The organism is Subsaxibacter sp. CAU 1640 (assembly GCF_023156585.1).
In the GTDB taxonomy this organism is placed as follows: Bacteria; Bacteroidota; Bacteroidia; order Flavobacteriales; family Flavobacteriaceae; genus JBPOFM01.
In genome coordinates, this window is sequence record NZ_JALNMI010000003.1 from 342,329 (window position 1) to 369,023 (window position 26,695).

Consider the following 26,695-nt stretch of genomic DNA (forward strand, 5'->3'; position numbering starts at 1 on the left):
AAGGCTTTTTTTTATTAAATCTTTCCTGTCTTATGTAAAACAAATAACAAAATAATTGGTATTGCCAACAATCCTATCATCATCAAATCTGTTTGAAATAAAGACGGCATCAACATTAATGTAACCACAAAACCTCCAATGGCTCCTCCGAAATGGGCATCATGACCTATATTACCAATTCTATTTTTCATTCCATAAATTGAATAGAGTAGATAAGCGATTCCAAAAACGAAGCCAGGTATGAAAAAATTAATTTCCATCCATGGATCAAATAATATTGCGGAATATATTACACCCATTACGGCCCCACTGGCTCCAACTGCACTATAATGATATTCATCTTTATGAAAATAAAGCGATAGCAAATTCCCTAAAAGTAGGCTCGAAATATATATAATAATGAAATGTGTAGTCCCGACATAATATATTACACCATTCGCAAAAAAGAACAGAGTAATCATATTAAAAATTAAATGTTTCGTATCCACATGTAAAAACCCAGAACTAAACATCCTTATCTGCTCTCCTCTTCTGATGGCTCCAACATTAAATTTATATCGCTCAAAAAAACCGTAATCGCTAAATCCTTTATATGAGATTATTACATTGGCTGCAATGATAATAATAGTGACTAAACTTAAATTGCCCATAAACTCTAAACGTATAATTATATTATAACATATATTTGCTGTTGCAAATCTAATATTTATTAATGCAATTTCTTGTCTACATTCTTGTTTATCCTTTCTTGTGGCTTATTTCAATTCTACCATTTAGACTGTTATATGCGTTTTCAGACTTCCTTTACTTTTGGGTTTATAAAGTTTTCGGATACAGAAAAAAGGTAGTAAGAGACAATTTGAAACTCGTTTTTCCTGACAAATCTGAAGCTGAAATTGCTGATATTACCAAGAAATTTTACAGCCATCTGTGCGATATGATTGTCGAGGCAATTAAATCACTGACGATTTCAGAAAAAGCAATGAAAGAACATTTCAAATTTACCAATGTGGAATTGTTGAATGATATTGAAAATAGTAACAGAAGCACTATTTTGATGTGTGCTCATTATGGCAGCTGGGAATGGATTTTTATTTTAAATACTTACGTTGATAAAAACACAAAAGGATACGCGGTTTATAAACGCTTGGCAAATCCTTATTTTGATCGATTGGTAAAACGAATTCGCGCAAAATACAATAGTCATTTGATTACCACTAAAGAAACCATTCCTGTTTTGATTAAGGCAAAAGTTAATGGAGAATTGACCATCAGCGGTTTTGTTTCTGACCAAACGGCAAAGCCACATACAGCGCTCCATTGGGGCGAATTTATGGGCTACAAAGTGCCGATGCATACTGGTGCGGAAATGTTGGCAAAAAAGTTGGATTTGGCGGTTGTATTTTTTAAAGTGAAACGTTTGAAAAGAGGTTATTATGAAACTACTTTTGAAGTCATCACTTTAAATCCGAGAGAGTACAAAGACTATGAAATAACTGATAAGTTCTTTCGATTGGTTGAAAAACAAATATGGGAAGCTCCTGAATATTATCTATGGACTCACAAACGCTGGAAACACAAGGATATCGTTCCAGAACAATTCAGATAATTAAAGCTCGAACCACGAATTTATAGGTGTCTCGTTAGATGAGTTCTTCACTTGGGATGAATGAACAAACTCGTTGGTTGATTTCAAATATTCATACTCTTTAGCCCAATCTTCAAAATGCATTGCCAACGACTTGATACTGTCGCAAACATATTCAATTTCGGCATTGGTTGTAGTAGGATGAATTGACATACGAATCCAACCAGGTTTTCTAGTGAGTTCGCCCAAAGAAATTTCATTGGTCAGTTCGTGAGAATGCTCAATATCTACATGCAACAAAAAGTGTCCATAGGTTCCTGCGCAACTGCAGCCTCCTCGTGTTTGAATCCCAAATCTGTCATTCAACAATTTCACGCCGAGATTGTAGTGTAAATCATCAATATAAAAAGAGATGACACCCAACCTATCTTGATGTTGCCCAGCAAGAATCGTCAAATTTTCAATTGATTTCAGTTCTTCAAATATATAATCAATCAATTCGTGTTCACGATTGAGGATATTCTCCACACCCATTTGTTCCTTGAGCTTGATGGCCAAAGCGGTCTTAATGGTTTGCAGAAAACCCGGCGTTCCACCATCTTCTCTATCTTCAATATTGTCAATGTACTTGTGTTCACCCCAAGGATTTGTCCAACTGACAGTTCCTCCACCAGGACAATCAGGAATCATATTCTTGTACATTTTTTTATTGAAAATCAAAACCCCAGAAGTACCTGGACCTCCAAGAAACTTGTGTGGCGAAAAGAAAATCGCATCCAAGGATTCTTCCTCATCTTCAGGATGCATATTGATTTCGACATAAGGAGCGGAACACGCAAAATCTACAAAACACACGCCGCCGTGCTGATGCATCTTTTTTGCTATATCGTGATAAGGTGTTTGAATACCTGTGACATTTGAACCTCCCACAACCGAAGCAATTTTCAAGGCTCTATCTTGATATTTTTCAAGCAAAACTTCCAGATTTTCCATACTGAAAAGCCCATCTTCACCTGGCGGAATTACTTCTACCTTTGCGATGGTCTCCAACCACGAGGTCTGATTGGAATGGTGTTCCATATGCGACACAAACACCACTGGTCTAATTTCGTCAGGAACTTTTGTGAACTTTTGAAGGTTTTCAGGAATTTTCAAACCTAAAATCCGTTGGAATTTATTGACAGCATCCGTCATTCCACTACCACAAACGATAAGAACATCATCAGCATTGGAATTGACGTGGTCTTTAATGATGTGTCTTGCCTTATGATAGGCCTTTGTCATTGCAGTACCAGAAACTGTAGTTTCGGTATGTGTATTTGCTACAAATGGCCCAAACTCGTTGCATATTTTTTCTTCAATGGGACGATATAATCTTCCTGAAGCAGTCCAATCTGTATATATTATTTTCTGTGTTCCAAAAGGAGAAACGAATTCTTGGTCAACACCGATGATATGTTGACGAAATTGATTGAAATATGCTTCCAATTCAGATGCTTTTACTTTTGGTTTTTCAGTAGAAATCATATCCATTGAATTAATTGACAAAGGTACTAAATATTTGCAACAGCCTTAATTTCAGCAATAATCTTATCAGCCAACTCATCAGCTTCTTGTTGCGATGGTGCTTCGGTATAGATTCTAATTATTGGTTCTGTGTTGCTTTTTCTCAAATGCACCCAACTATTACTAAAATCAATTTTAACACCATCAATGGTATTGATATTCTCATTTTGATAGCGCTCTTCCATAGCTTTTAAAATAGCGTCAACATCAAGTCCTGGTGTCAATTCAATTTTCTTTTTGCTCATAAAATAGTTTGGATAGCTAGCTCTCAACTCGCTGGTGCTCATTCGTTTTTCTGCTAAAAGACTCAAAAACAATGCAATCCCTACAAGTGCATCACGTCCATAGTGCAATTCAGGATAAATAATTCCTCCATTGCCTTCGCCTCCAATAATGGCATTATTCTTTTTCATTATCTCTACAACATTTACCTCACCTACAGCACTTGCCTGATAGTTGCCACCGTGTTTTTCCGTGACATCCTTCAACGCTCTTGTAGAACTCATATTGCTGACCGTATTGCCTGGAGTTTTACCCAACACATAGTCTGCACAAGCCACTAACGTGTATTCTTCACCAAACATCTCGCCTTTTTCGTCCATAAATGCCAATCTATCAACATCTGGATCGACCACAATACCTAAATATGCCCGTTCTTTTACAACAGCATTTGCCAAATCTCCCAAATGCTCCTTAAGAGGTTCAGGATTGTGAGGGAAATGGCCATTTGGTTCGCAATACAACTTTATAGTATCAACTCCCAAACGGTCCAGCAACAATGGCACGGCAATGCCTCCAGTAGAATTAACGCCATCTACAACCACTTTAAAATTGGCATCTTCAATGGCTTTTTTATTCACCAAAGGCATTTTCAATACTTCATCAATATGCATATCGATGTAAGCTTGATTTTTGGTAATCTTTCCAAGGCTATCCACATCAGAAAAATTCATTTGGTCTGTTTCGGCAATCTCTAAAATTTTTGCGCCATCGTCGCCACTTAAGAACTCACCTTTTGCATTCAACAATTTAAGAGCATTCCATTGTTTTGGGTTATGACTTGCAGTCAAAATGATGCCACCATCAGCGTGTTCCATCGGCACCGCAACTTCAACAGTCGGTGTGGTTGACAAGCCTAAATCGATAACGTGGATTCCTAAACCAACCAATGTATTCATTACCAAATTCTGAATCATTTCACCAGAAATACGTGCGTCTCTACCAACCACTACCCTATAGTTTTCTTTGTTTCGTTGCTGTTTGATCCAAACGCCATAGGCAGATGCAAATTTTACGGCGTCAATTGGTGTCAAATTGTCTCCAACAGCACCTCCAATGGTTCCCCTGATTCCTGAAATTGATTTTATAAGTGTCATAGATTGATTTTCGGTTTAAAAAGCAAATATACAATTCAAAAACCGTAAACCTAACCTCTTAATTTGTAATTTAGACGAATGAATTTTTTGGCTCACATTTATCTTTCTGGAGAAAACGAATTGGTAACAATCGGTAATTTTATTGCGGATGGCATAAGGGGAAAACAGCACAAAAAATTTCCAGAACAGATACAAGTTGGGATTTTGTTGCATCGACAGATTGATACTTTTACAGATGCGCATCCCATTGTAAGACAGAGCACTAAAAGGCTACACAAAAACTACAGCCATTATAGCGGTGTTATTGTTGATATTTTGTATGACCATTTTCTGGCTAAAAACTGGTCGAAATATTCAAACGAACCTTTGGACAGTTATGTAGAACGTTTTTATGAAAGTCTTGAAAAAAATTTTGAAATACTACCATCAAGAATTCAAAAGATGATGCCGTATATGATGGCAGATAATTGGTTGTTGAATTATGCCAACATCGAAGGCATACAGAATGTATTGAATGGAATGAATCGTCGCACGAGGAATATTTCTGGTATGGACAGAGCCACTTCTGAATTGAAAGAATTTTATACCGAATTTGAACAGGAATTCACAGATTTTTTTGAAGAATTACGAGCCTTTTCAGCCTTAAAACTAAAAGAGATAGAAGCTTCATTCAAACTCAAGAATATATGAAGAAAAAACAAAAAAAAATATTGAAAATCATCGCAGGAACCATTATCTTCTTGACATTGCCTACGTTGTTACTGTTTGGTTTTTTATATCTGAAATATGACGAGGATTTGCCTGTTGGTATCAAAGGAGAAAAGGCAGAACAATTGGCAAACAAAATGCTCACTGCACTTGATTCTGAAAGCTATAAAAACACTGAGTATATTGAGTGGACTTTCAAAAAAAGACATCATTTCAAATGGAAAAAAAATAAAGCCACTTGCACAGTCTACTGGGAAGATTATAAAGTAGATTTAAATTTTAAAAACACAGAAAAAAGCAAAGCTTTCGTTCATAATTTTGAAGTTGTGGATGAACAGGCAGAAGAACTAATTGACAAAGCGACAAAACTGTTCAACAATGATTCTTTTTGGTTAGTGGCGCCCTATAAAATATTTGATGAAGGCACCGAACGAAGCATCGTTACATTGGATAATGGAAGCGATGCTTTATTGGTAACCTATACTTCAGGCGGCTCAACACCTGGCGATTCTTATCTATGGCACTTGGATAAAGATGGAAAACCTGTAAGCTTTCAAATGTGGGTAGATATTCTTCCAATTGACGGATTGAAAGCAACTTGGAATCATTGGACCACAACTGAAAGCGGTGCTCAATTACCTACTTTTCATAAAATGATGGTTTTAGGGCTTGAGATTACAGACATTAAAGGCATCAGCAACTAAATCTTCACGATGCCTTTTACTTTTCCTGTGCTACAATCCAGAAGTAAAGCTTCACCTTTTTTAACACCATAAGTTCCTATTGGCACTTGATACTTTCCAACGCCATTACTCGATGACAGCAAAGTGATTTTAGTGCCATCACGTGAATCAACCATAGGATTTTTGCAAGATTGACCGTCTAGCGAGACATTAGCTGGCGCACTAAATTCTTCTGGCGTATTTTCAGCCTGTCGAATTACATTCTGATTGTTCATTGTTGAATTTGCTGTTTTGCAGTTGACAAAAATCAAAAGCATTAGCAACGCTTTTATCGGAGTGAAATTTAGTCTCATAATTCAATAGATTAGTGAATTAAAAGTAATCAATTTTCAAATCCAAAATATAATTGCAAGGAGAATTTTTCTTGAGAATTTTATGACCCTTTCTGCCCTACAAAATGATGGTCTTTGTGCTTAAAAAGCACGTTGAAAGTGGTTAAACTTCCATAGCATCTCGTAATATATTGCTGCAAATCGATTTTTTCCTGTTCATCAAGATTGCTGCTATTGATTTTTTGTTCCATCACACGCAGTCTATCTCTCAACATTGTAATCTTATGAAAAAAGGTATCGATAGGCACTTCACTTGCTTTTAAATTGGTATCGGCTGGTTCCAAAATCAGTTTTCCGCCCTTAAACTTATCTGCAATGGTAACGGCTTCGCTCACATCGCTCCATTTTCTCAAAATAGATTTCAGCGTGCGCTCCACTTCATAAAAACTGATGGTATCCACATCATCTTCAGCAGCCTCGATGACTTCAAATTCACTATCCAATTCAATTGTTTCCAATCCGTTGTCTATAAACGTCACCCAATAATGTCTTGACGTCACATTTGTAATGACACCTTTTCCAAATTCGTTATGATTTATGCGAGAGCCTATGCCTAAAAGTTTCATATTTTATGTATTTTGATTTGCTTCACAATAATACTAAATCCGTCTTATACCTTCACAAGAAATTAACATCTAAAATTGTACCTTTGCATCTTTGTCAAAAATAGTCCATTTATCAAATTCAATGAGCCAATTCGAAGATAATATTGAGGTTAAAGGCGCCAGAGTTCATAACCTAAAAAATATCGATGTGTCCATTCCCAGGGAAAAACTTGTAGTCATTACAGGTCTTTCAGGAAGTGGCAAGTCGTCATTGGCTTTTGATACGATTTATGCCGAAGGACAACGACGTTATATTGAAACATTTTCGGCTTATGCACGGCAATTTTTAGGTGGATTGGAGCGACCAGATGTCGATAAAATAGATGGTCTCTCTCCAGTTATCGCCATTGAGCAAAAAACTACCAGCAAATCGCCACGTTCTACCGTTGGGACGATTACTGAAATTTATGATTTTCTCCGTTTGTTGTTTGCAAGGGCAAGTGATGCCTACAGTTATAATACTGGCGAAAAAATGGTAAGCTATAGCGATGAGCAGATTCAAAGTCTTATTAAAGAACATTTTAACGGCAAGCGCATCAATATTTTGGCGCCTGTGGTTCGTTCACGTAAAGGTCATTATCGTGAATTGTTTGAGCAAATTGCCAAACAAGGATTTGTAAAAGTCAGAACCGATGGCGAAGTGAAAGACCTTGTGAAAGGAATGAAACTGGACCGTTACAAAACACACGATATCGAAATTGTCATTGACCGTTTGAAGATTGATGATTCTGCCGATAATGATAAACGCCTGTCCGAAAGTATTCATACAGCGATGTATCACGGCGAAGATGTGCTGATGGTTCTTGACCAAGACACAGAAGAAGTGCGGTATTTCAGTCGAAATTTGATGTGTCCATCTTCGGGAATTTCTTATCCAAATCCAGAGCCAAATAATTTTTCATTCAACTCACCAAAAGGTGCTTGCCCTAAATGCAATGGTATTGGAAAGTTGTATCAGGTAAATGAGAAAAAGATTGTTCCAGATGAAAACCTCTCTATAAAAGCTGGTGCTTTGGCACCTCACGGACCTTATAAAAACAGTTGGATTTTTAAGCAATTTGAAACGATTGCACAACGCTACAATTTTGAATTGACCGACCCTTACAAATCGATTCCTGCAGAAGCAAAAAAACTGATTTTGTATGGCGGAAATGAAAAGTTTTCTGTGGAAAGCAAAACATTAGGTGTCACTCGCGATTATAAAATCGATTTTGAAGGTGTTGCCAATTTCATCGAAAATCAGTTCAATAATTCAGATTCGGCCTCTTTGACGCGTTGGGCAAAAGAATATATGGACAAAGTAAAGTGTGATGAATGCGATGGCACAAGGCTGCGTCAAGAATCGCTTTATTTTAAAGTGAATGGACAAAATATTGCTGAACTTGCAAACAAAGACATTGTTGATTTAGCTGAATGGTTCGGGAATTTATCGTCACATTTGACAGATAAACAACTTCAAATTTCAGAAGAAATCATCAAGGAAATCAGAACACGTCTTCAATTTCTGTTGGATGTTGGGCTCGATTATTTGTCCTTGAACAGAAACTCAAAATCATTGTCTGGTGGTGAAGCGCAACGCATTAGATTGGCCACTCAAATTGGCTCTCAACTGGTTGGTGTACTTTATATTCTCGATGAGCCTAGTATTGGTTTGCATCAACGGGACAATGAAAAATTGATAAAATCTTTGGTTTCCTTAAGAGATATTGGCAACTCCGTCATAGTTGTGGAACACGACAAAGATATGATAGAATCTGCCGACTATGTGATTGATATTGGTCCGAAAGCAGGAAAGTATGGCGGCGAAATCATCAGTATTGGTTCGCCCAAAGAATTGCTGACACATCATACGCTGACGGCAGATTATTTGAATGGCACCAAAGAGATTGCAGTGCCGAAAAAACGTCGGGAAGGAAATGGCAAGTTCATCGAACTGAAAGGCTGTACTGGTAATAACTTAAAGAATGTTTCGGTCAAATTTCCATTGGGCAAAATGATTGGTGTCACTGGTGTTTCTGGTAGTGGTAAATCGACCTTAATCAATGAGACGCTCTACCCTATTATGAATGCTCATTACTTTAATGGTGTCAAAAAACCGATGCCTTACAAGAGCATTTCTGGTTTGGAGCACATTGATAAAGTCATCGACATTAACCAATCTCCTATTGGGCGAACACCAAGAAGTAATCCTGCAACGTACACAAAAACGTTTGACGAAATCCGAAGTTTGTTTGCCAAAGTTCCAGAAGCGATGATTCGAGGTTATAAACCAGGACGATTCAGTTTTAATGTGGCTGGTGGACGCTGTGAAACCTGTCAAGGCGGTGGTTTAAGAGTGATTGAAATGAATTTCCTTCCAGATGTGTATGTGGAATGTGAAACCTGCCAAGGCAAACGTTTTAACCGCGAAACTTTAGAAATTCGCTACAAGAGCAAATCTATCAGCGATGTATTGGAAATGACCATCAACGAGGCTGTGGAATTTTTTGAGCACATCCCTAAAATCCATAAAAAACTCAAAACCATACAAGATGTTGGTTTGGGCTACATCACTTTGGGTCAACAAAGTACAACGCTTTCAGGAGGTGAGGCGCAACGGATTAAATTGGCCACCGAATTGAGTAAACGCGACACCGGAAACACGTTCTATATTCTTGACGAACCCACAACAGGACTTCATTTTGAAGATATCAGAGTACTGATGAATGTGCTTAATAAATTGGTAAATAAAGGAAATACTATTCTGATTATCGAGCATAACCTGGACGTTATCAAAACAGTGGACTATATTATTGATGTTGGTTATGAAGGCGGTAAAGGTGGCGGGCAAATCATTGCAGAAGGTACTCCTGAAGAGGTTGCGAAGCACAAAAAGAGTTACACTGCTAAATTTTTGAAGAAAGAGTTATCAAATTGACGATTTCTTCCAGAATGTCTTGAATATTGTCAATTTTTAAAGATATTAACCATCATTTTGTGATTGCGTTAATATTATTTCTGTTTAAATCAAAAAAGCTATTCAATTATTGATTACATTAGTAGAATAACTCTAAAACTAATTATTATGAGAAGTCTTCTTTGGCTGGTAGCCGTTATTTGTATTATTATATGGATTTTAGGATTTTTTGATGTTGTAGCAGGAATGTCTGGCAATAGCTTAATTCACATCCTATTGGTGATTGCAGTAATTGTAATCCTTTATAATATAATTTCAGGTAGAAAGCCACTTTAAAAAACACCTAATAAATGATCCAAAAGGCAAATCGAACGATTTGCCTTTTTTTTCTTTTAAAAACAAATAATCCTATCTTAATTTGTCACTAATTGTCATTTCTGCTTATTTCTTTTAAATTTGTCGGTTTGAAAAAACGAACCAACTACAGACATTAATAAGATATATATGAGACTAGAGAAACATAACAAAGCATGGAATGAGATAAAAACCAACGATTCTTGGGCAATTTTCAAAATCATGGGTGAATTTGTCAATGGTTATGAAAAACTGAGTAAAATAGGTCCTTGCGTTTCCATTTTCGGATCTGCACGCACCAAGCCCGAACATAAATACTATAAGTTGGCCGAAGAAGTTGCGAAAAAAATTGTTGAGCATGGATATGGTGTCATAACTGGCGGCGGTCCTGGTATCATGGAAGCTGGAAACAAAGGCGCTCATATTGCAGGAGGAACTTCGGTAGGTTTAAATATTGAATTACCTTTTGAACAGCACGATAATCCTTATATTGATCCTGATAAAAGCTTGGATTTTGATTACTTCTTCGTTCGAAAAGTAATGTTTGTAAAATATTCTCAAGGTTTTGTCGTAATGCCTGGTGGTTTTGGAACTTTAGACGAACTTTTTGAAGCGATTACATTGATCCAAACCAATAAAATAGAAAAATTCCCAATTATTCTTGTAGGAACAGATTTTTGGACTGGTTTAATGGATTGGGTAAAAGCTACGCTGTTGGATTCATTTATGAATATCAGTCCAAAGGATTTAGACTTGGTCCATTTAGTGGACACTCCAGATGAAGTGATAGAAATCTTGGATAGTTTCTATAAAGAGTACGAATTGAGTCCGAACTTCTAAATTAATGAAGCGTAAATCAATCATTTTAATCTTATGTTGTGTTTTCGGGCTCAAGGGTTTGTCTGCACAAGAAACTTTTAAAATGATGTTTTACAATTTGCTCAATTACCCCTTGCAGGATGTGCCAACCAATCGTATCCAATATTTACAGATTGTTTTGGCAGATTACCAACCTGATGTTTTTATGGTTTGCGAACTCAACAATGAGAATGCATCCAATGACATTTTAACGATGCTGCAAACCATCAATCCCTCTTATTCAAAAGCCGTTTTTGTCAATAATACTTCCGATGATTTAATTAGTGACCAAAATGATTTGCAAAACATGCTGTATTATGATAGCGACAAGTTCATTCTAGAAAGTCAAAGCGTAGTTACGACGATTTATAGGGATTTCAATCATTATAAATTGAAATTAAATACTTTAGAACAAGGCACTAATCCATTATATATTGATGCTATTGTCTGTCATTTAAAGGCTTCAAGTGGTTTTGAAAACGAGCAAGATAGATTACAGATGGTCAATGATTTGGTTGCGTATTTAGAAACCTTCCCTTCCGATAGCAATGTAGTATTGGCAGGTGATTTTAATATGTATACAAGTTCTGAAAGCGGTTTTCAAGAACTAGTAGATGCTACCAATAACATCACTTTTACCGATCCTGCCGATCGCGTTGGAAGTTGGCACAGTAACGCAACTTATATTGACGTGATGACGCAATCAACACGTACTCAAACCGGTCTTGGTGGTGCAACAGGTGGTTTTGACGATCGTTTTGATTTCATTTTAACCTCTGAAAACCTCATCACAAATACCGATTTATTTTACGTGTCCAATAGCTATAAAGTATTCGGTAACAACGCAGTGGCCAGTTGTTTTAACAGGGAAATCAACTCGATGGAATGTGGTGGCGGCATTTATTCTTTTCCTATTAGAGATGCTTTATACAATTTTAGCGACCACCTTCCCGTTACTATAGAGTTAGAAACCAACCAAACTTTGGGCACAAATGAGTTTGTACGGCAGAAACCTCTAGAATTTATTGATGGTAATATGGTGGAAACTACTTTACGACTAAAATTTAACAATCAATCAATATCTAATCAAACTTTAAACGTTTATGACAGTCTTGGTAAGCAAGTGAAAGTCCTAAATACACACAACTCGATGTACATTAATGAGGACGTTACCATGTTGGCAACTGGAATGTACTACATCGTTTCACCTCAATTGAATATGAAACCTTTAAAGTTTGTTGTAGTAAATTGAAATTACGTTTTTGTCTCCTTTTCTTTTGTTTGAATGCAATGTTCATCTTTGGTCAAAATCAAATTGACATCGATGCACGATTTGATATACCGAATAAAACCATAGCAATTAAACAGCATATTCGCTACCAAAACACATCTAATGATACGTTGCAAACCATTTATTTGAATGATTGGAACAACGCTTATTCAAGTAAAAAAACACCTCTCGCACAGCGATTTTCAGAAGAATTCAGCACCAAGTTTCATTTCGCCAAAAGCGATGAACGTGGCTATACCGTTATTACTTCTTTGGTAAATGAGGTAAAGGATACATTGACATTCTCAAGGCTTAAAGAACATCCAGATGTAATTGAAGTAGCCTTGGCCAAGCCTCTGAATCCTTCGGAATCTTATGACATCTATTTGAACTATAATTGCCTGATTCCGAATGATACTTTTACGAATTATGGTGTGACTAGCAATGGCGAGCTCAATTTAAAATATTGGTATATTACTCCTGCTGTTTATAATGGTGCGTGGCAATATTACAGTAATAAGAATTTGGACGATATGTACATTCCTGCGGCAGACATCCAAATCACTGCTGAATTTCCATTCAATTACGCATTATATTCCGAATTGGACAAAAAAGATCTTCAAAAAACCGATAGTACACAGATACTTACTCTTTTCGGTAAAGACAGAGTCGATACAAAATTATTCCTCAACAAATTCCCAAAGTTTAGATATACCCAAACGGATAAGTTTACGCTCATCACAGATATTAGAGAGGAAAGCTTAGAACCGAATGAAAAAGCTTTGGTGAATGATAAAATTGTTCATTTTATTGATAAAAATCTTGGTTCCTATCCTCACACATTTTTGATGGTTACTGACATTGAATATGGTAAAGATCAGTTGTATGGACTGAATCAATTGCCCAATTTTCTGCGTCCTTACCCTAACAGTCTTCAGTATGAATTAAAAACACTGAAAACAGCGCTCAATAATTACCTCAACAATACATTGTTGCTCAATCCACGTAAAGATTACTGGCTAAAGGATGGGTTACAGATTTATTATTTGATGAAGTATGTTGAAGAATATTACCCAGATTTGAAACTTTTAGGTACGTTGTCCAAAGTTTGGGGCATCAGGTCCTTTCATGCAGCAGATTTGTACTTTAACGAACAGTATAATCTGTTTTATACCCAAATGGCTCGTACCAACAGAGACCAATCACTTGGTACTTCTAGAGATTCCTTATTGAAATTCAACTCAAATATTGCCGGGAAATATAAAGCTGGTATTGGGTTGAAATATCTGGACGATTTTGTGAATGCCGACATCTTGGAAACTACCATTTTGGAATATTTGGAAGATTCCAAAATGAAACTGACATCGTCTTCAGAATTTCAAAAGCTGTTAAACAAAAAAACAGATAAAAATATCGATTGGTTTTTTGATGAATATATCAAAACCCGAAAGAAAATTGACTTCAAGATTACAAACATCATCAAAAGTGAAGATTCCATTACGCTGACCATTAAGAACAAACGTCACAACTCAATGCCTATTTCCTTGTTCACATTGAATAATGATTCGGTTGTTTCGAAACAGTGGATTGAAAATGTCAAGGAAACAAAGACCATTACCATCCCAAGAAACGACATCAACAAATTGGTATTGAACTACGACAACTCGGTACCTGAATATAATCTACGTGACAACTGGAAATCTTTGAAAGGCTTTTTCTTTAATAACAGACCTTTGCAATTCAGGCTGATTAAAGATGTCGAAGATCCTTACTACAATCAGGTGTTTTTGATGCCTTTGGTTGAATTCAACAACATCTACGACGGAATAACTTTAGGGGCAAAGTTCTACAACCGAACCTTATTGCGCAAGAATTTCAATTACAAGTTCTCCCCGCAATATGCCACCAAATCTAAAACCTTTACAGGTGGTGGCTCGGTGTATTATACCCATAATTTTGAAGATCAAAATCTTTATGATATTTCTTATGGTATAGGCGCTGGCTACTCTTCTTTTGCACAAAATGCATTTGTATCCAAGATCACTCCTAGCCTTTCCTTTAATTTTAGAAATGATGATGATTTTAGGAGCAATGAACGCAGCACAATCAACTTGCGTTATGTTGACATTTCGAGAACTGTGGGAGACAATGCCGTCGTTGAAATAACAGATCCAGACTATCGCGTATTTAACATTCGATATGTGAATTCCAATTCGGGGATCATCAATTTCAATAGTTGGTTTACCGATTTTCAGGTGGCGAAAAATTTTGGAAAGTTGTCCATCAATTATGAATACAGAAACTTATCTGAAAGCAATAGACAATTCAATTTTAGATTCTTTGCTGGCACATTTCTCTACAACAAAACCGATGAAGCCTCTGATTACTTCAGCTTTGCTTTGGATAGACCAACGGATTATTTATTTGATTACAACTATCTGGGTCGTTCGGAATCTACAGGGATTTTTAGTCAGCAAATCATCATTGCAGAAGGCGGTTTTAAATCAAAACTCTCTCCTGCCTTTGCAAATCAATGGATGACGACAACAAACGTGAGTGCCTCCATCTGGAAATATATTGAAGCTTATGGTGACCTTGGATTGGTGAAAAATAAAGATACAGATGCGAAAGTAGTGTATGACTCGGGTATTCGTCTAAATTTGGTTACTGATTATTTTGAGCTGTTTTTCCCTGTCTATTCAAATCTGGGATGGGAAATTGGTCAGGAAAATTATGAGCAGAAAATTAGAATCAAATTTACAGTTGATCCTCAGACCTTGCTAGGTTTGTTCAGACGTAAGTGGTATTGATTTTACTTTATAAGTTCAAATCCTAGCCAATCATTTACTTTCAAGAAGCTTATACCCGCAGCGCCAATACTAACAACTGATAGTTACAACGTTGTAAAAACAATTAAGTTTAGCTAACTTTGCAAACATCCAAAATCACGATTCATGCAAACAGAACCCAACACTACAAAAGAGATGACCTTTGAGGATTTTCAAGCCGAAATCCTGAACGATTATAAAATTGCCGTGACCAGTAGAGAATGTAGTTTGTTGGGACGACGCGAAGTTTTGACCGGAAAAGCCAAATTTGGAATTTTCGGTGATGGAAAAGAGGTACCACAAATTGCCTGGGCAAAGGTCTTTAAAAATGGTGATTTCAGGTCTGGTTATTATCGCGACCAAACCTTTATGATGGCAATTGGCCAACTCTCCATCCAGCAGTTTTTTGCTGGATTGTATGGTCATCCTGATTTGGCGCACGACCCAATGTCTGCCGGACGTCAAATGGGTGGGCATTTTGGCACACACAGTTTGGATGCCAATGGAAATTGGAATGACCTCACCAAACAAAAAAATTCTAGTGCTGACATCTCTCCTACAGCTGGGCAAATGCCACGCTTGTTAGGTTTGGCACAAGCCTCAAAAATATATAGACAGGTAAAAGGCATCGATACCACTAATTTTTCTGACAAAGGAAATGAAGTGGCTTGGGGAACCATCGGTAACGCGAGTACCAGTGAAGGATTGTTCTTTGAAACCATTAACGCTGCGGGTGTATTGCAAGTTCCAATGGTCATCAGCATTTGGGATGACGAATATGGTATTTCTGTGCACGCCAGACATCAAACCACAAAAGAAAATATTTCTGAAATTCTGAAAGGATTCCAGCGAGACCACGAACATTCAGGTTACGAAATCATTAAAGTGAACGGTTGGGATTATCCTGCGTTGGTTGAAGCCTATCAAAAAGCATCTCACATCGCAAGAGAAGAGCACGTGCCTGTGATGATACACGTAGTGGAATTGACACAACCGCAAGGCCACTCGACCTCTGGCTCGCACGAACGCTATAAAAGTGAAGAACGCTTGGCGTGGGAAGCAGAATATGATTGTAATGCCAAATTCCGAGAATGGATCATCAGCAACAACATTTCTACGGAGGCTGATTTGGAAGCGATGGAAATTAACATCAAAAAAGAAGTTAGAGATGGTAAAAAAGCTGCTTGGAATGCATTTGTCCAACCTTTAAAGGCTGAACAAAAAGAAGCTGTTGAGGCGTTAAATGCCTTGGCTAACTCATCACCTAATGGTGTCTTCATTTCAAAATTAGCAAATGATTTGGATGCCATCGGCGAACCGATCCGTAAAGACATTCTTTCTGCAACCCGCAAAGCATTGCGTTATGTTGTAGGTGAAACATCCAATGAAAAAACAAGTCTACAACAATGGATCAATTCCTATGTAAGTAAAATTCAACCGAAATACAGTTCGCATTTACATAGCGAATCCAAACAATCTGCCTTGAATATTTCTGAAGTGAAGCCCTCTTATGATAGCTCTCCTGAAGAAGTGGACGGACGTGTGGTGATTCGTGAAAACTTTGATGCCATTTTCAGCAAATATCCACAAGCATTGGTGTTTGGAGAAGATGCAGGACATATTGGCGACGTCAACCAAGGGCTCGAAGGTTTACAAGAAAAATATGGTGCGTTGCGTATAGCCGATGCTGGTATTCGTGAAGCAACAATTTTAGGTCAAGGCATTGGTATGGCGATGAGAGGCTTAAGACCGATTGCCGAAATTCAGTATTTGGATTATATCCTGTACGCCTTGCAAATTATGAGTGATGACCTTGCAACGCTTCATTACAGAACACAAGGCCGTCAAAAGGCGCCGTTGATCATTCGTACACGTGGACACAGACTAGAAGGCATCTGGCACTCTGGTTCGCAAATGGGAGGTGTTATCAACTTGGTAAGAGGTATACACGTCTTGGTACCTCGTAATATGACAAAAGCAGCAGGATTTTATAATACGCTTTTAGAAGCTGATGAACCTGCGGTAATTGTGGAATGTTTGAATGGGTACCGATTAAAGGAGCCTATGCCAAGTAATCTTGGCGAATTTAAAACACCTCTTGGCGTTGTTGAAACCATTAAAGAAGGGACAGACATAACTTTGGTAAGCTATGGTTCTACCTTACGTTTGGTGGAGCAAGCAGCCAAAGAATTACAGGAAGTCGGCATCGATGCAGAGATTATTGATGTGCAATCCTTATTGCCGTTTGATATCAATCACGATATCTTAAAAAGTGTTGAGAAAACGAATCGTGTGATGGTGATTGACGAAGATGTGGCTGGAGGAGCTTCAGCGTTTATTTTGAATGAAATTATCAACACGCAAGGTGCCTATCAATATTTAGACAGTCAGCCAAAAACCATCACCGCACAAGCACATAGACCAGCTTATGGTACGGACGGCGACTATTTCTCTAAACCTTCTGTAGAAGATATTTTTGAAGCCATCTATAAAGTGATGCACGAAGTAAACCCTACAGATTATCCTCAATTGAGATAAGCTATGTAATTATAGATTAAAAAAAAGCCTTTCAAAAAATTTGAAAGGCTTTTTTATTTATATTTAAAATCATTTTAAATAACAATTACAAGCAATTTTTAACTACTAACAACAATCACATGAAAACAAATTATACCGATTTAGCTTTATTGCTATTAAGAGTAGGGTTCGGAGGTTTTATGCTCACGCACGGCATTCCAAAAATCAATATGCTATCTGACCCATCAGCTTTTGGCGATCCTATTGGTGTTGGGTCGACCGTATCTCTTATTTTGGCGCTTATTGGGGAAGTTGTAGCGCCCATTTTAATCATTATCGGTTTTAAGACAAAATGGGCAGCCATTCCTGCCATCATCACTATGGGCGTTGCAGCATTTATTGTTCACGCAAAAGATGATTTGGGCACCAAAGAAATGGCATTACTTTACTTTATTGCCTTTTTAGTGATTTTCTTGGCTGGGCCTGGAAAATATTCCTTGGATGGTTCTAAAGGAAGATAATTCGTTTAAATTTAAATGCACTAAAGCAGAATGTCCAAAATGACATTCTGCTTTTTTATGTTCATACAGCATCATTAGATCATTAATGATAGAACACAATTAAGAATATAAATCAACGTAAGGAGAAATTTGATATCTAAAATCAATTATATTTATGTTAAAAACTAGATCCAGGTATAGTTTATAAAGCTTCAAAATAAATATGCTATCTAAAAATCGCCTGAAATGAGAGATCTCAATTATGTTTTTTTAGTATTGGCTCTTATTGCTGAAATCGTTGGGACTATTGGTGGTTTCGGCTCTTCAGTGTTTTTTGTTCCCATTGGCAATTTCTATTTTGATTTTCATTCGGTGTTGGGTCTTACGGCATTGTTTCATTTGTCGAGCAATTTGAGCAAAATCTTCCTTTTTAAAAAAGGCCTGAATAGGCGTCTACTGCTTACCATAGGCGTGCCTTCTGTGTTGTTTGTTATAGTTGGCGGATTGATTTCGAAGTATATTAAAACCGGTTATTTAGAATTAATATTGGGCTTTTTTCTCGCTTCGTTAAGTCTGTTTTTTTTAATAAGAAGTAAAACAGTCATAACGCCTAATGACAAAAATGCGGTAATCGGTGGAACTTTTTCTGGTTTTTCTGCTGGACTCCTCGGTACAGGAGGTGCGATAAGAGGTCTGACATGGCTGCATTTAATCTAGAAAAGAGCGTGTTTATAGCTACTTCAGCATTTATCGATTTTATGATAGATTTTTCGAGGACCTTTGTGTACTATAATAATGGCTACATTCATAAGCATGACTTAAAGTATGTACCATTTTTGTTCGTCATTGGTGTTTTAGGTACTTATATAGGCAAACGCATTCTAAAACATATTCCGCAAGAGAAGTTTCGAACTATTTCACTGGTATTGATTTTATTGATTGGGTTGGTTACAATAGTGCAACAGATTTTGAGATGAATCAATTACCATTTTGTCATCAACCATCTGTAAGTTGTCAAAACTATTGACATTTCAGTCAATTAAGTAGACATTTTTGTCTACTCTTTGAACATTTTTGTCTACTTTTTTGACATTTTTGTGTATTCTGTGGACATTTTTGTGTATTCTGTGGACATTTTTGTCTACTCTTTTGACATTTTTGTCTACTCTTTGGACATTTTTGTCTACTCTTTGGACATTTTTGTCTACTCTTTGGACATTTCTGTCTACTCTTTGGACATTTTTGTCCACTCTTTGGACATTTTTGTCTACTCTGTTGACATTTTTGTCTACTCTTTGGACATTTTTGTCCACTCTTTGGACATTTTTGACACCAATAATAATTATTTAGTCATATTTATTGATCAAATGATTAAACTGATCGACAGCTATTTAATTCGATTCAGCATTTATGTTATTGAGGGATTCAGCTCAAATAATGATGCTCTTTCATGGAACCATCACGACTTTTCAGCAATTTCACTAACTTGCTGTCTACAATTTTAATTGTCCACAATATGACCAAACATCGCATCTATACCATGGCATTTTCGGGTGTGTATCCGCACTATATTACTAAAGCTGAAAAAAAAGGACGGAGCAAAGACGAGGTAGACACTATAATACGTTGGCTTACGGGCTATACACAAGAAGCCGTTGAAAAGCACCTTGAGCAGAAAACTAATTTTGAAGATTTTTTTGACCAAGCACCTCAACTTCATCCGAATGTTTCAAAAATTACAGGTGTTATATGTGGCTATCGCATTGAGGAAATTGAAGACCCTTTGATGAAAAAAGTACGCTATCTGGACAAACTGATCGATGAGCTCGCGAAAGGCCGCCCGATGGAAAAAATACTGCGGACTTAAGCACAAAGAAAAAGCCAAATTCAACATATGTGAATTTGGCTTCTCTCTAAATAATCCTCAAAAGATTATTTCAACCAACTATTAATTGTTCCGCAGCGCATTGATCAATTCATTTTTGTTCATCTTGCTGCGTCCGTCAATACCAACTTCTTTCGCTTTATCATAAAGCTCTTGCTTGGTCCTATCTTCATAGGTACTCGCCTTTCCTCCTTTTTCACCGGGATTCTTGGTGTTGGCAATTCGGGCTGCTTTTTGTTTACTATAGCCTTCATCTCGTAGCGCTTCATAGCGCTCATCATTTTTGATGCTTGGCCCGTGATTTTTTTGAGGTGCCATAGTCTGAAAATTTAAGTTGTTTTAAAATTAGTTGTTATCAAACGAAACTTACGCCGTTTGTTCTTCGTGTTTACCTTCGTAAACTTCCTCTACCAACTTGTCATTGAATGCTTTCAAATCATTTGGTGTACGGCTCGTTACCAATCCTTCATCTACCACTACTTCTTCATCTACCCAATTGGCACCAGCATTGATCATATCTCTTTTGATTGAGCTAAAAGATGTGATCTTACGTCCTTTCAGTACATCTGCTTCAGCCAAGATTTGTGGTCCGTGGCAAATAGCTGCTACTGGTTTATGATTTTCAAAGAATGATTTTACGAAAGAAATCGCTTTATCATTTCTTCTCAATTTATCAGGATTGATAACACCTCCTGGCAGCATTAACGCATTGTAATCAGATTGACTGACTTCATTCAAGGTTTTATCTACCTTATATGAGTTGCTCCAATTTCCATCGGCCCAACCTTTTATCTCGCCAGACTCTTCAGAAACTATATGAACCTCTGCTCCTGCTTTCTCAAGGGCTGCTTTTGGTTCTCTCAATTCACTTTCTTCAAATCCGTCAGTTGCCAAGATTGCAACTCTTTTTCTATTTAAGTTTTCCATTGTTGTTTTGGTTTTATAATTAATAATTAATTTCTAACACTAATTTACCATCATAAAGAGCGAAAGTCAAGAAAAACACAGGGTTTAACCTAACTTTAGCGATTAATGTTAAAACATCTTAAAATGAAGAATTCAGAAGAAAAATTGTTAATTGAAGATGCGAACGACGAGCTCCTTGAGTAAATCGCCTTGAGGCACGGCATTGGCACCAACGCCTTTTCCTTTCACGTCAAAATCACGCAAGGTTGACACGACTGCACTGACCTTTTTCATAGGATAATTTCTGGCCGCAGTGATGTATTCATTCACAAAATACGGATTGATTTTTAAGGCCGAAGCCACATTGCGAGGCGACTTATCTGCCAAGCCGTGAAAGTGCAGAAGTTGGGAGAAGAAATTGAACAGTAATGACACGGTCACGACCATTGGATTGTCCTTCGGATTATCTGCAAAGTATTTAATGATTTGATGCGCCTTAAGAACATCACGTTCGCCAATGGCTTTGCGCAGCTCAAAATTGTTATAGTCTTTGCTGATACCGATATTGTCCTCTATATGTTGTGGTGTGATTTGTGTTCCCTTCGGTAGGATGATTTGGAGTTTCTCGAGTTCGTTGTTGATTTTACTTAAGTCTGTACCCAAGAATTCCACGAGCATTAATGCTGCTTTTGGTACGATGGTATAACCTTGACCGCTCAAAACCCGACGGATCCAATCGCCTACTTGGTTTTCGTAAAGTTTTTTACTCTCAAAAACGACGCCAGTTTTCTTGATTTCTTTGTAAAGCGATTTGCGTTTATCGATGGTCTTATATTTATAATTGACAACCAAAATTGTGGTAGGCTGTGGCTGCTTTACATAGTCGGCCAACTTCTCAATGGTGCGCGATAAATCTTGAGCTTCTTTGACAATCACCACTTGATGCTCTGCCATCATTGGATAGCGTTTAGCATTGCTCACGATATCTTCCACAGTGACATCACGACCATATAATACCATTTGGTTAAAACCTTTTTCTTCTTCGGAAAGTACATTTGCCTCTATATATTGAGAGATGCGATCTATATAATAAGGTTCCTCACCCATCAAAAAGTAAACTGGCTTTAGCTTTTTGTTGTTGATGTCGTCTATTAAGAGTTTGATGTCGTCCAAAGGAAAAAAATTTCAATTTAAAAATCCCAAATCCCAAATCGAAAAAGTATTGGAATTTGGTACTTGAGATTTGTTATTTTCTATAGAAAATCAGTAATTTCGATGAATGCAGCCACTCAATTTCCCGAAGTTTCAGTTTCGATTCAAAAATAGCGAAAATAAAATATCTATTTTCGATGAGATTCGTAAAAAATTTGTGGTACTCCAGCCCGAAGAATGGGTGCGCCAGCATACTGTCCATTACTTGATGACTGTTAAGAATTATCCCAAAACATTGATCAATGTAGAAAAAGAATTGACCATCAACGGATTGAAAAAACGCTATGATGTGGTGGTTTTTAATACAGATGGCAGTATACATTTGATTGTGGAATGTAAGGCACCGCAAATTACCATAGATCAAACCACCTTTGACCAAGTGGCGCGTTATAACCTGTCTTTAAACGCTAGTTATCTAATGATCACCAACGGACTGCATCATTATTTTTGTTTGATGGATTTTGAGAATGAACGTTATCAGTTTTTGAAGGACATTCCTGTTTATAGTAGGCAGTAGCAGTGGTCAGTGTTCAGTATTCAGTATTCGATATAAAGATATAAATACCTTACTTTTGAAATGTGGAAGTTTGAACTTTAAACCCAAAACTTTGAATAGTTATATTTGAAAGTAGCCGTAGTTATATTGAATTGGAACGGAAAGCAATTGCTGGAGCAGTTTTTGCCTTCTGTTGTCGCATATTCTCAAGATGCTGATATTTATGTGGCGGACAATGCTTCTACTGATGATTCGGTGTCATTTGTGAAAGCAAATTTTCCATCGGTTTATGTGATTCAGAATAAAGTCAATGGTGGCTATGCCAAAGGATATAACGATGCTTTGAGGCAAATAAAAGCCGATGCTTTTTGTCTTTTGAACAGTGATGTTGAAGTGACAGAACACTGGTTGCAGCCGATAATTTCCACTTTTGATAAGTATCCAAATATAGCGATCATTCAACCAAAACTTCTCGATTACAAGCGAAGAGATTATTATGAATATGCTGGCGCAGCTGGTGGATTTATAGATAAGTATGGCTATCCTTATTGCAGAGGACGCATTTTTGACACCGTTGAGCGCGATGAAGATCAATATAATGATGCTGATATTTTTTGGGCATCTGGAGCTTGTTTATTTATAAGGAGTCACATCTTTCAACAATTGAATGGCTTTGATGAATCATTTTTCGCACATATGGAAGAAATAGATGTGTGTTGGAGAGTTCACAACCTTGGATACGCTATTAGGTATGTACAAGATTGTGTTGTTTATCACGTGGGAGGCGCTACCTTAAAAAACAGTAATCCGAAGAAAACATTCCTCAATTTTAGAAATAGCCTTTTCACCTTGACTAAAAATGCTGGTGGAAACCTGTTCAGTTTAATATTGGTTCGATTGCTTCTGGATGGTTTGGCAGCGCTCAAATTCTTAATAGAATTTAAATTCTTTCACATTCTTGCCATCCTCAAAGCGCACTTTAGTTTTTACAGTCACTTACCTCGTTTATTGAAACAAAGAAAACAGCTTGAAAACAGTTACAATTATTATCAAATCAGTTCAATTGTTTGGACTTACTTCGTCCGAAAACGCAAGGAATTCAATTGTTTATAAAAAGTGTTAAATTTTTTGTTAATAGATAGCCAAGCAATCCTTTTTTGTATAATTTTGAAATGTTAAATTTTAAATTATTTAATCACGACAACTATGAAAAAACTAATGTTATTAAGCGTGTTTTCAATGTTCATATTGAGCTCTTGCGTATCTAAAAAACAGTACGCTGAACTTGAGGCAAAACAAAAAGAAACACAAGATTTATTGAACTCCGCAACTGTTAAATTAAATAGTTGTTTGGCCGACAAAGCTGCCGCAGATGCGAGAGTAGCTGGTTTGCAAGAACAATTGTCAGATTTGCGTAAAACAAACCAAGATTTGATTGATACTAAAGGTAACTTGACCACTTTGACTCAAAAAGGTGCTGAAAACCTAGAAAAATCACTTGAAAGCTTGAAAGAAAAAGATTTGAAAATTACACGTTTGCAAGATGCATTGACTCGTAAAGACAGTGTGACTTTGGCAATCGTTACAAGTTTGAAGCGTGAAGTTGGAATCAACGATCCAGACATTCAAATCAATGTTGAAAAAGGTGTGGTTTATATCTCAATCGCTGACAAATTGTTATTCCAAAGTGGTAGCTACAATGTTACAAGCAAAGCAAGAGAAGTTTTGGCTAAAGTGGCAAAAGTAGTTAACAGCAAACCTGATTTTGAATGTATGGTAGAAGGTCATACCGACACTGTACCTTACAAAAGCGGTGTATTGTTAGACAACTGGGATTTGAGTGTGAAGCGTGCGACATCTATTGTAAGAGTTTTGGAAGATTTAGGTGTTCCATCTAAACAATTGGTGGCTGCAGGACGTGGCGAATATGTGCCATTGGTATCTAACGACACTGCCGAAAACAGAGCTACTAACAGAAGAACTCGTATTTTAGTATTACCTAAAATTGATCAGTTCTACGAAATGGTAGAAAAAGAAATGAAAAACCTTTCAGAAGGAAAAAAATAATAAGCTTTTATAAAGCGTATTTTGAGCCCAATCGCACTGATTGGGCTTTTTTATTTCCCAAATCCAAACAAAAACTTAAATGATTTTACCATTTAAATTATCCAACGGATATTTGCAGCTTCAAAATAACCAATCGTGAGCGAACATCATAAACAACGCATTTCCTTAAGTCTATTTTTCCTGCTTTCCGGCTTTTGTTTCGCTACTTGGGCCGCAAGGATTCCTACCATCAAAGATTTGTTCAGTTTGAACGAAGCAGAATTAGGAAATGTATTGCTGACATTGCCCATAAGTTCATTGATGGGCTTGCCACTCTCTGGTTGGTTAGTAGCGAAATTCGATAGCAGAAAGCCTTTGATTGTATCCTTTGTATTGTTGAATATTGCGTTGGCACTCATTGGTCTTTCAAATTCCATATTGATGCTGGTTGTTGCTGTGTTTATATTTTCATTTTGTATGCGAATACTCAATATTGCTATGAATACGCAATCCATCAGCGTCCAGAAAAGTTTTGTCAGAAAGATTATTGGGTCGTTTCACGGACTTTGGAGTTCTGGTGGATTGATAGGCGTTATTTTCTCAACCTTTATGGTTAAATATGGTGTGAGCTTGCAAAACCATACTTTGATTGCAGCTTCGTTTTCATTGATTGTTGGGTTGATTGCTTATCCTTTACTTTTGAAAAATGACAGAGCTGCAGAAGGCAACAAGCTTCAATTACGAAAGCCAGACAGGCAGATTGTACTTCTTGGAGTTTTGGTGTTCTTTGCTGCTGTTTGTGAAGGAGGAATTTTCGATTGGAGCGGTGTGTACTTCAAGGAGGTCGTTAAGGAAGATTTATTTACACTCGGCTATCTTATTTTTATGGTCTTTATGGCGCTCTCCAGATTCTTTTCAGATGTATTGATTGAAAAATTAGGGATGAAACGAATGTATATCATAAGTTCATCATTTATTTCGGTCGGTATAACTTCGCTGATATTATTCCCATATTTTTGGCCTTCCATTGTGGCATTGAGCATTACAGGTTTAGGTGTCGCAGCTATTTTCCCGATGACGTTTATGCTAGCTGGAACATCTAAAAAATATTCGGCAGGTATGGCCATTTCCATTGTCGCAACTTATGCAATTGTTGGAATGTTAATTGGTCCACCACTCATAGGCTACATTGCCCACGCTTTTAACTTAAAAATTGCCTTTATAATTTTCTTGATTTCAGGGTTGATGTTGATTCCTGTATCTCAATTGTTTTTCAAGAGACAAGCAGATACAGCCTAGAAGATTTCCAAACTCCCCTTGCCTTCCCTGACTATCACAGGCTGCTCTTCTGATAAGTCGATAACGGTTGAGGCTTGGTTATCTCCATAGCCACCATCGATGACCAAATCGACAAGATTATCCCATTTTTCATAAATGAGTTCTGGGTCTGTGGTGTATTCAATTATCTCATCTTCATCACGAATGGATGTCGAGATAATAGGATTACCCAATTGACGTACAATTTCCAACGCAATGTTGTTATTAGGAACACGAATACCTACAGTTTTTTTCTTCTTAAATGGATGAGGCAAAGAGCTGGCGCCCGGTAAAATGAATGTGTATGGTCCTGGTAAGGCACGCTTCAAAATCTTGAAAGTTGATGTGTCGATTTGTTTTACGTAATCACTCAAATTACTCAAATCGTGACAAACAAAGGAAAAATTGGATTTTTCAAGTTTCACGCCTTTGATCAAAGCAACACGCTCCAAGGCTTTCATATTGGTAATATCGCAACCCAAACCGTAAACCGTATCCGTAGGGTAAATAATCAATCCGCCTTTTCTCAAGACATCAATTACTTTTTTTATTTCCTTCGGATTTGGATTCTCTTCGTAAATTCTGATAAAATCGGCCATAGCATTCGTATTGAACAATACACCTACAAAGTAATCAATATTTTTAATACCTTCAGAACTTATTTAAGTGAAATTGGTGATATCAAAGTGTTT

General features: G+C 37.0%; 26 protein-coding genes. 17 read left to right on the forward strand and 9 right to left on the reverse strand.

The window, feature by feature from the left end:
- Window positions 1-14: 14 nt before the first annotated feature.
- Window positions 15-650, reverse strand: a complete 636-nt coding sequence (locus M0G43_RS08945; protein WP_248025171.1) for a rhomboid family intramembrane serine protease — start codon at window positions 648-650, stop codon at window positions 15-17.
- A 62-nt stretch (window positions 651-712) separates the two neighbouring features.
- Between M0G43_RS08945 and M0G43_RS08950 the strand changes: the two genes are divergently transcribed.
- Window positions 713-1,609 carry a lysophospholipid acyltransferase family protein gene (locus M0G43_RS08950; RefSeq protein ID WP_248025173.1) on the forward strand — a complete coding sequence of 299 codons (897 nt, stop codon included), beginning with the start codon at window positions 713-715 and terminating at the stop codon, window positions 1,607-1,609.
- Here the strand turns inward: M0G43_RS08950 and M0G43_RS08955 are convergent, their stop codons facing one another.
- On the reverse strand, window positions 1,610-3,115 hold the full coding sequence (locus M0G43_RS08955) for an aminotransferase class V-fold PLP-dependent enzyme (RefSeq protein WP_248025175.1): 1,506 nt from the start codon (window positions 3,113-3,115) through the stop codon (window positions 1,610-1,612). It abuts the gene before it with no gap.
- A 26-nt stretch (window positions 3,116-3,141) separates the two neighbouring features.
- Window positions 3,142-4,530: a phosphoglucosamine mutase gene (glmM, locus tag M0G43_RS08960; protein ID WP_248025178.1), complete on the reverse strand. Its 1,389-nt coding sequence runs from the start codon at window positions 4,528-4,530 to the stop codon at window positions 3,142-3,144.
- Window positions 4,531-4,608: 78 nt separating this feature from the next.
- Here glmM and M0G43_RS08965 point away from each other — a divergent pair, with 78 nt between their 5' ends.
- The gene (locus tag M0G43_RS08965; RefSeq protein WP_248025180.1) at window positions 4,609-5,220 is read left to right on the forward strand and encodes an ACP phosphodiesterase; all 612 of its coding nucleotides are present in this window, start codon (window positions 4,609-4,611) and stop codon (window positions 5,218-5,220) included.
- On the forward strand, window positions 5,217-5,942 hold the full coding sequence (locus M0G43_RS08970) for a hypothetical protein (protein WP_248025182.1): 726 nt from the start codon (window positions 5,217-5,219) through the stop codon (window positions 5,940-5,942). Before M0G43_RS08965 ends, M0G43_RS08970 begins: the two co-directional genes overlap by 4 nt.
- Here M0G43_RS08970 and M0G43_RS08975 read toward each other — a convergent pair.
- The gene (locus M0G43_RS08975; protein ID WP_248025185.1) at window positions 5,939-6,274 is read right to left on the reverse strand and encodes a hypothetical protein; all 336 of its coding nucleotides are present in this window, start codon (window positions 6,272-6,274) and stop codon (window positions 5,939-5,941) included. The genes M0G43_RS08970 and M0G43_RS08975 overlap by 4 nt on opposite strands.
- 80 nt (window positions 6,275-6,354) lie before the next feature.
- On the reverse strand, window positions 6,355-6,879 hold the full coding sequence (locus M0G43_RS08980) for a hypothetical protein (protein ID WP_248025187.1): 525 nt from the start codon (window positions 6,877-6,879) through the stop codon (window positions 6,355-6,357).
- 121 nt (window positions 6,880-7,000) lie between these two features.
- Here M0G43_RS08980 and uvrA point away from each other — a divergent pair, with 121 nt between their 5' ends.
- The 10 genes from uvrA (at window position 7,001) to M0G43_RS09025 (ending at window position 20,008) form a co-directional block, all read left to right on the forward strand.
- Window positions 7,001-9,835, forward strand: a complete 2,835-nt coding sequence (uvrA, locus tag M0G43_RS08985; RefSeq protein WP_248025189.1) for an excinuclease ABC subunit UvrA — start codon at window positions 7,001-7,003, stop codon at window positions 9,833-9,835.
- Window positions 9,836-9,982: 147 nt separating this feature from the next.
- Window positions 9,983-10,150 (forward strand): lmo0937 family membrane protein, encoded by a 168-nt coding sequence (locus M0G43_RS08990; protein ID WP_248025191.1) that lies wholly within the window; start codon window positions 9,983-9,985, stop codon window positions 10,148-10,150.
- A 168-nt stretch (window positions 10,151-10,318) separates the two neighbouring features.
- Window positions 10,319-11,008 (forward strand): TIGR00730 family Rossman fold protein, encoded by a 690-nt coding sequence (locus M0G43_RS08995; RefSeq protein ID WP_248025194.1) that lies wholly within the window; start codon window positions 10,319-10,321, stop codon window positions 11,006-11,008.
- Between the two features lie 82 nt (window positions 11,009-11,090).
- Window positions 11,091-12,278, forward strand: coding sequence for an endonuclease/exonuclease/phosphatase family protein (locus M0G43_RS09000; RefSeq protein WP_248025196.1), 1,188 nt, complete (start codon window positions 11,091-11,093; stop codon window positions 12,276-12,278).
- A 38-nt stretch (window positions 12,279-12,316) separates the two neighbouring features.
- A complete protein-coding gene (locus tag M0G43_RS09005; protein ID WP_248025198.1) occupies window positions 12,317-15,106 on the forward strand; it encodes a metalloprotease in 2,790 nt (929 codons plus the stop codon).
- Between the two features lie 144 nt (window positions 15,107-15,250).
- Complete coding sequence (locus tag M0G43_RS09010) at window positions 15,251-17,662, forward strand: thiamine pyrophosphate-dependent enzyme (RefSeq protein WP_248025200.1); 2,412 nt, start codon at window positions 15,251-15,253, stop codon at window positions 17,660-17,662.
- A 119-nt stretch (window positions 17,663-17,781) separates the two neighbouring features.
- The gene (locus M0G43_RS09015) at window positions 17,782-18,162 is read left to right on the forward strand and encodes a DoxX family protein (protein ID WP_248025203.1); all 381 of its coding nucleotides are present in this window, start codon (window positions 17,782-17,784) and stop codon (window positions 18,160-18,162) included.
- Window positions 18,163-18,387: 225 nt separating this feature from the next.
- A complete protein-coding gene (locus M0G43_RS15820; RefSeq protein ID WP_317231453.1) occupies window positions 18,388-18,858 on the forward strand; it encodes a sulfite exporter TauE/SafE family protein in 471 nt (156 codons plus the stop codon).
- The gene (locus M0G43_RS15825; protein ID WP_317231454.1) at window positions 18,840-19,118 is read left to right on the forward strand and encodes a sulfite exporter TauE/SafE family protein; all 279 of its coding nucleotides are present in this window, start codon (window positions 18,840-18,842) and stop codon (window positions 19,116-19,118) included. Before M0G43_RS15820 ends, M0G43_RS15825 begins: the two co-directional genes overlap by 19 nt.
- A 539-nt stretch (window positions 19,119-19,657) precedes the next feature.
- Window positions 19,658-20,008 (forward strand): DUF2200 domain-containing protein, encoded by a 351-nt coding sequence (locus M0G43_RS09025; protein ID WP_248025659.1) that lies wholly within the window; start codon window positions 19,658-19,660, stop codon window positions 20,006-20,008.
- Window positions 20,009-20,089: 81 nt separating this feature from the next.
- On the opposite strand, the gene M0G43_RS09030 is transcribed toward M0G43_RS09025, so the two are convergent.
- The 3 genes from M0G43_RS09030 to holA form a co-directional block, all read right to left on the reverse strand.
- The gene (locus M0G43_RS09030) at window positions 20,090-20,344 is read right to left on the reverse strand and encodes a Rho termination factor N-terminal domain-containing protein (protein WP_248025206.1); all 255 of its coding nucleotides are present in this window, start codon (window positions 20,342-20,344) and stop codon (window positions 20,090-20,092) included.
- Window positions 20,345-20,392: 48 nt separating this feature from the next.
- Window positions 20,393-20,953: a type 1 glutamine amidotransferase domain-containing protein gene (locus M0G43_RS09035; protein ID WP_248025208.1), complete on the reverse strand. Its 561-nt coding sequence runs from the start codon at window positions 20,951-20,953 to the stop codon at window positions 20,393-20,395.
- A gap of 147 nt (window positions 20,954-21,100) precedes the next feature.
- The gene (gene holA, locus M0G43_RS09040; RefSeq protein ID WP_248025212.1) at window positions 21,101-22,105 is read right to left on the reverse strand and encodes a DNA polymerase III subunit delta; all 1,005 of its coding nucleotides are present in this window, start codon (window positions 22,103-22,105) and stop codon (window positions 21,101-21,103) included.
- 106 nt (window positions 22,106-22,211) lie between these two features.
- On the opposite strand from holA, the gene M0G43_RS09045 reads away from it, so the two are divergent.
- The 4 genes from M0G43_RS09045 to M0G43_RS09060 all read left to right on the forward strand — a co-directional run bounded on the left by M0G43_RS09045 (window position 22,212) and on the right by M0G43_RS09060 (window position 25,985).
- The gene (locus tag M0G43_RS09045; protein ID WP_248025215.1) at window positions 22,212-22,661 is read left to right on the forward strand and encodes a type I restriction enzyme HsdR N-terminal domain-containing protein; all 450 of its coding nucleotides are present in this window, start codon (window positions 22,212-22,214) and stop codon (window positions 22,659-22,661) included.
- Window positions 22,662-22,766: 105 nt separating this feature from the next.
- Window positions 22,767-23,753 carry a glycosyltransferase family 2 protein gene (locus M0G43_RS09050; protein ID WP_248025218.1) on the forward strand — a complete coding sequence of 329 codons (987 nt, stop codon included), beginning with the start codon at window positions 22,767-22,769 and terminating at the stop codon, window positions 23,751-23,753.
- A gap of 93 nt (window positions 23,754-23,846) precedes the next feature.
- Window positions 23,847-24,707, forward strand: a complete 861-nt coding sequence (locus tag M0G43_RS09055; RefSeq protein ID WP_248025220.1) for a flagellar motor protein MotB — start codon at window positions 23,847-23,849, stop codon at window positions 24,705-24,707.
- Between the two features lie 135 nt (window positions 24,708-24,842).
- The gene (locus M0G43_RS09060; protein WP_248025222.1) at window positions 24,843-25,985 is read left to right on the forward strand and encodes an MFS transporter; all 1,143 of its coding nucleotides are present in this window, start codon (window positions 24,843-24,845) and stop codon (window positions 25,983-25,985) included.
- Here the strand turns inward: M0G43_RS09060 and M0G43_RS09065 are convergent.
- Window positions 25,982-26,602, reverse strand: coding sequence for an L-threonylcarbamoyladenylate synthase (locus tag M0G43_RS09065; protein ID WP_248025224.1), 621 nt, complete (start codon window positions 26,600-26,602; stop codon window positions 25,982-25,984). The genes M0G43_RS09060 and M0G43_RS09065 overlap by 4 nt on opposite strands.
- Window positions 26,603-26,695: the final 93 nt, after the last annotated feature.

What these genes read in the sequence shown, in the direction of transcription:
- M0G43_RS15820 (WP_317231453.1), top strand. Translation starts at nt 18,388, where the DNA reads ATGAGAGATCTCAATTATGTTTTTTTAGTATTGGCTCTTATTGCTGAA.
- M0G43_RS08970 (WP_248025182.1), top strand. Translation starts at nt 5,217, where the DNA reads ATGAAGAAAAAACAAAAAAAAATATTGAAAATCATCGCAGGAACCATT.
- M0G43_RS08945 (WP_248025171.1), bottom strand. Translation starts at nt 650, where the DNA reads ATGGGCAATTTAAGTTTAGTCACTATTATTATCATTGCAGCCAATGTA.
- M0G43_RS09030 (WP_248025206.1), bottom strand. Translation starts at nt 20,344, where the DNA reads ATGGCACCTCAAAAAAATCACGGGCCAAGCATCAAAAATGATGAGCGC.
- M0G43_RS09025 (WP_248025659.1), top strand. Translation starts at nt 19,658, where the DNA reads ATGACCAAACATCGCATCTATACCATGGCATTTTCGGGTGTGTATCCG.
- uvrA (WP_248025189.1), top strand. Translation starts at nt 7,001, where the DNA reads ATGAGCCAATTCGAAGATAATATTGAGGTTAAAGGCGCCAGAGTTCAT.
- M0G43_RS08990 (WP_248025191.1), top strand. Translation starts at nt 9,983, where the DNA reads ATGAGAAGTCTTCTTTGGCTGGTAGCCGTTATTTGTATTATTATATGG.
- M0G43_RS08980 (WP_248025187.1), bottom strand. Translation starts at nt 6,879, where the DNA reads ATGAAACTTTTAGGCATAGGCTCTCGCATAAATCATAACGAATTTGGA.
- M0G43_RS09035 (WP_248025208.1), bottom strand. Translation starts at nt 20,953, where the DNA reads ATGGAAAACTTAAATAGAAAAAGAGTTGCAATCTTGGCAACTGACGGA.
- M0G43_RS08975 (WP_248025185.1), bottom strand. Translation starts at nt 6,274, where the DNA reads ATGAGACTAAATTTCACTCCGATAAAAGCGTTGCTAATGCTTTTGATT.
- M0G43_RS09045 (WP_248025215.1), top strand. Translation starts at nt 22,212, where the DNA reads ATGCAGCCACTCAATTTCCCGAAGTTTCAGTTTCGATTCAAAAATAGC.
- M0G43_RS09000 (WP_248025196.1), top strand. Translation starts at nt 11,091, where the DNA reads ATGATGTTTTACAATTTGCTCAATTACCCCTTGCAGGATGTGCCAACC.
- M0G43_RS08950 (WP_248025173.1), top strand. Translation starts at nt 713, where the DNA reads ATGCAATTTCTTGTCTACATTCTTGTTTATCCTTTCTTGTGGCTTATT.
- M0G43_RS09015 (WP_248025203.1), top strand. Translation starts at nt 17,782, where the DNA reads ATGAAAACAAATTATACCGATTTAGCTTTATTGCTATTAAGAGTAGGG.
- M0G43_RS08955 (WP_248025175.1), bottom strand. Translation starts at nt 3,115, where the DNA reads ATGATTTCTACTGAAAAACCAAAAGTAAAAGCATCTGAATTGGAAGCA.
- M0G43_RS09065 (WP_248025224.1), bottom strand. Translation starts at nt 26,602, where the DNA reads ATGGCCGATTTTATCAGAATTTACGAAGAGAATCCAAATCCGAAGGAA.
- M0G43_RS08995 (WP_248025194.1), top strand. Translation starts at nt 10,319, where the DNA reads ATGAGACTAGAGAAACATAACAAAGCATGGAATGAGATAAAAACCAAC.
- M0G43_RS15825 (WP_317231454.1), top strand. Translation starts at nt 18,840, where the DNA reads ATGGCTGCATTTAATCTAGAAAAGAGCGTGTTTATAGCTACTTCAGCA.
- M0G43_RS09055 (WP_248025220.1), top strand. Translation starts at nt 23,847, where the DNA reads ATGAAAAAACTAATGTTATTAAGCGTGTTTTCAATGTTCATATTGAGC.
- glmM (WP_248025178.1), bottom strand. Translation starts at nt 4,530, where the DNA reads ATGACACTTATAAAATCAATTTCAGGAATCAGGGGAACCATTGGAGGT.
- M0G43_RS09010 (WP_248025200.1), top strand. Translation starts at nt 15,251, where the DNA reads ATGCAAACAGAACCCAACACTACAAAAGAGATGACCTTTGAGGATTTT.
- M0G43_RS08965 (WP_248025180.1), top strand. Translation starts at nt 4,609, where the DNA reads ATGAATTTTTTGGCTCACATTTATCTTTCTGGAGAAAACGAATTGGTA.
- M0G43_RS09005 (WP_248025198.1), top strand. Translation starts at nt 12,317, where the DNA reads ATGTTCATCTTTGGTCAAAATCAAATTGACATCGATGCACGATTTGAT.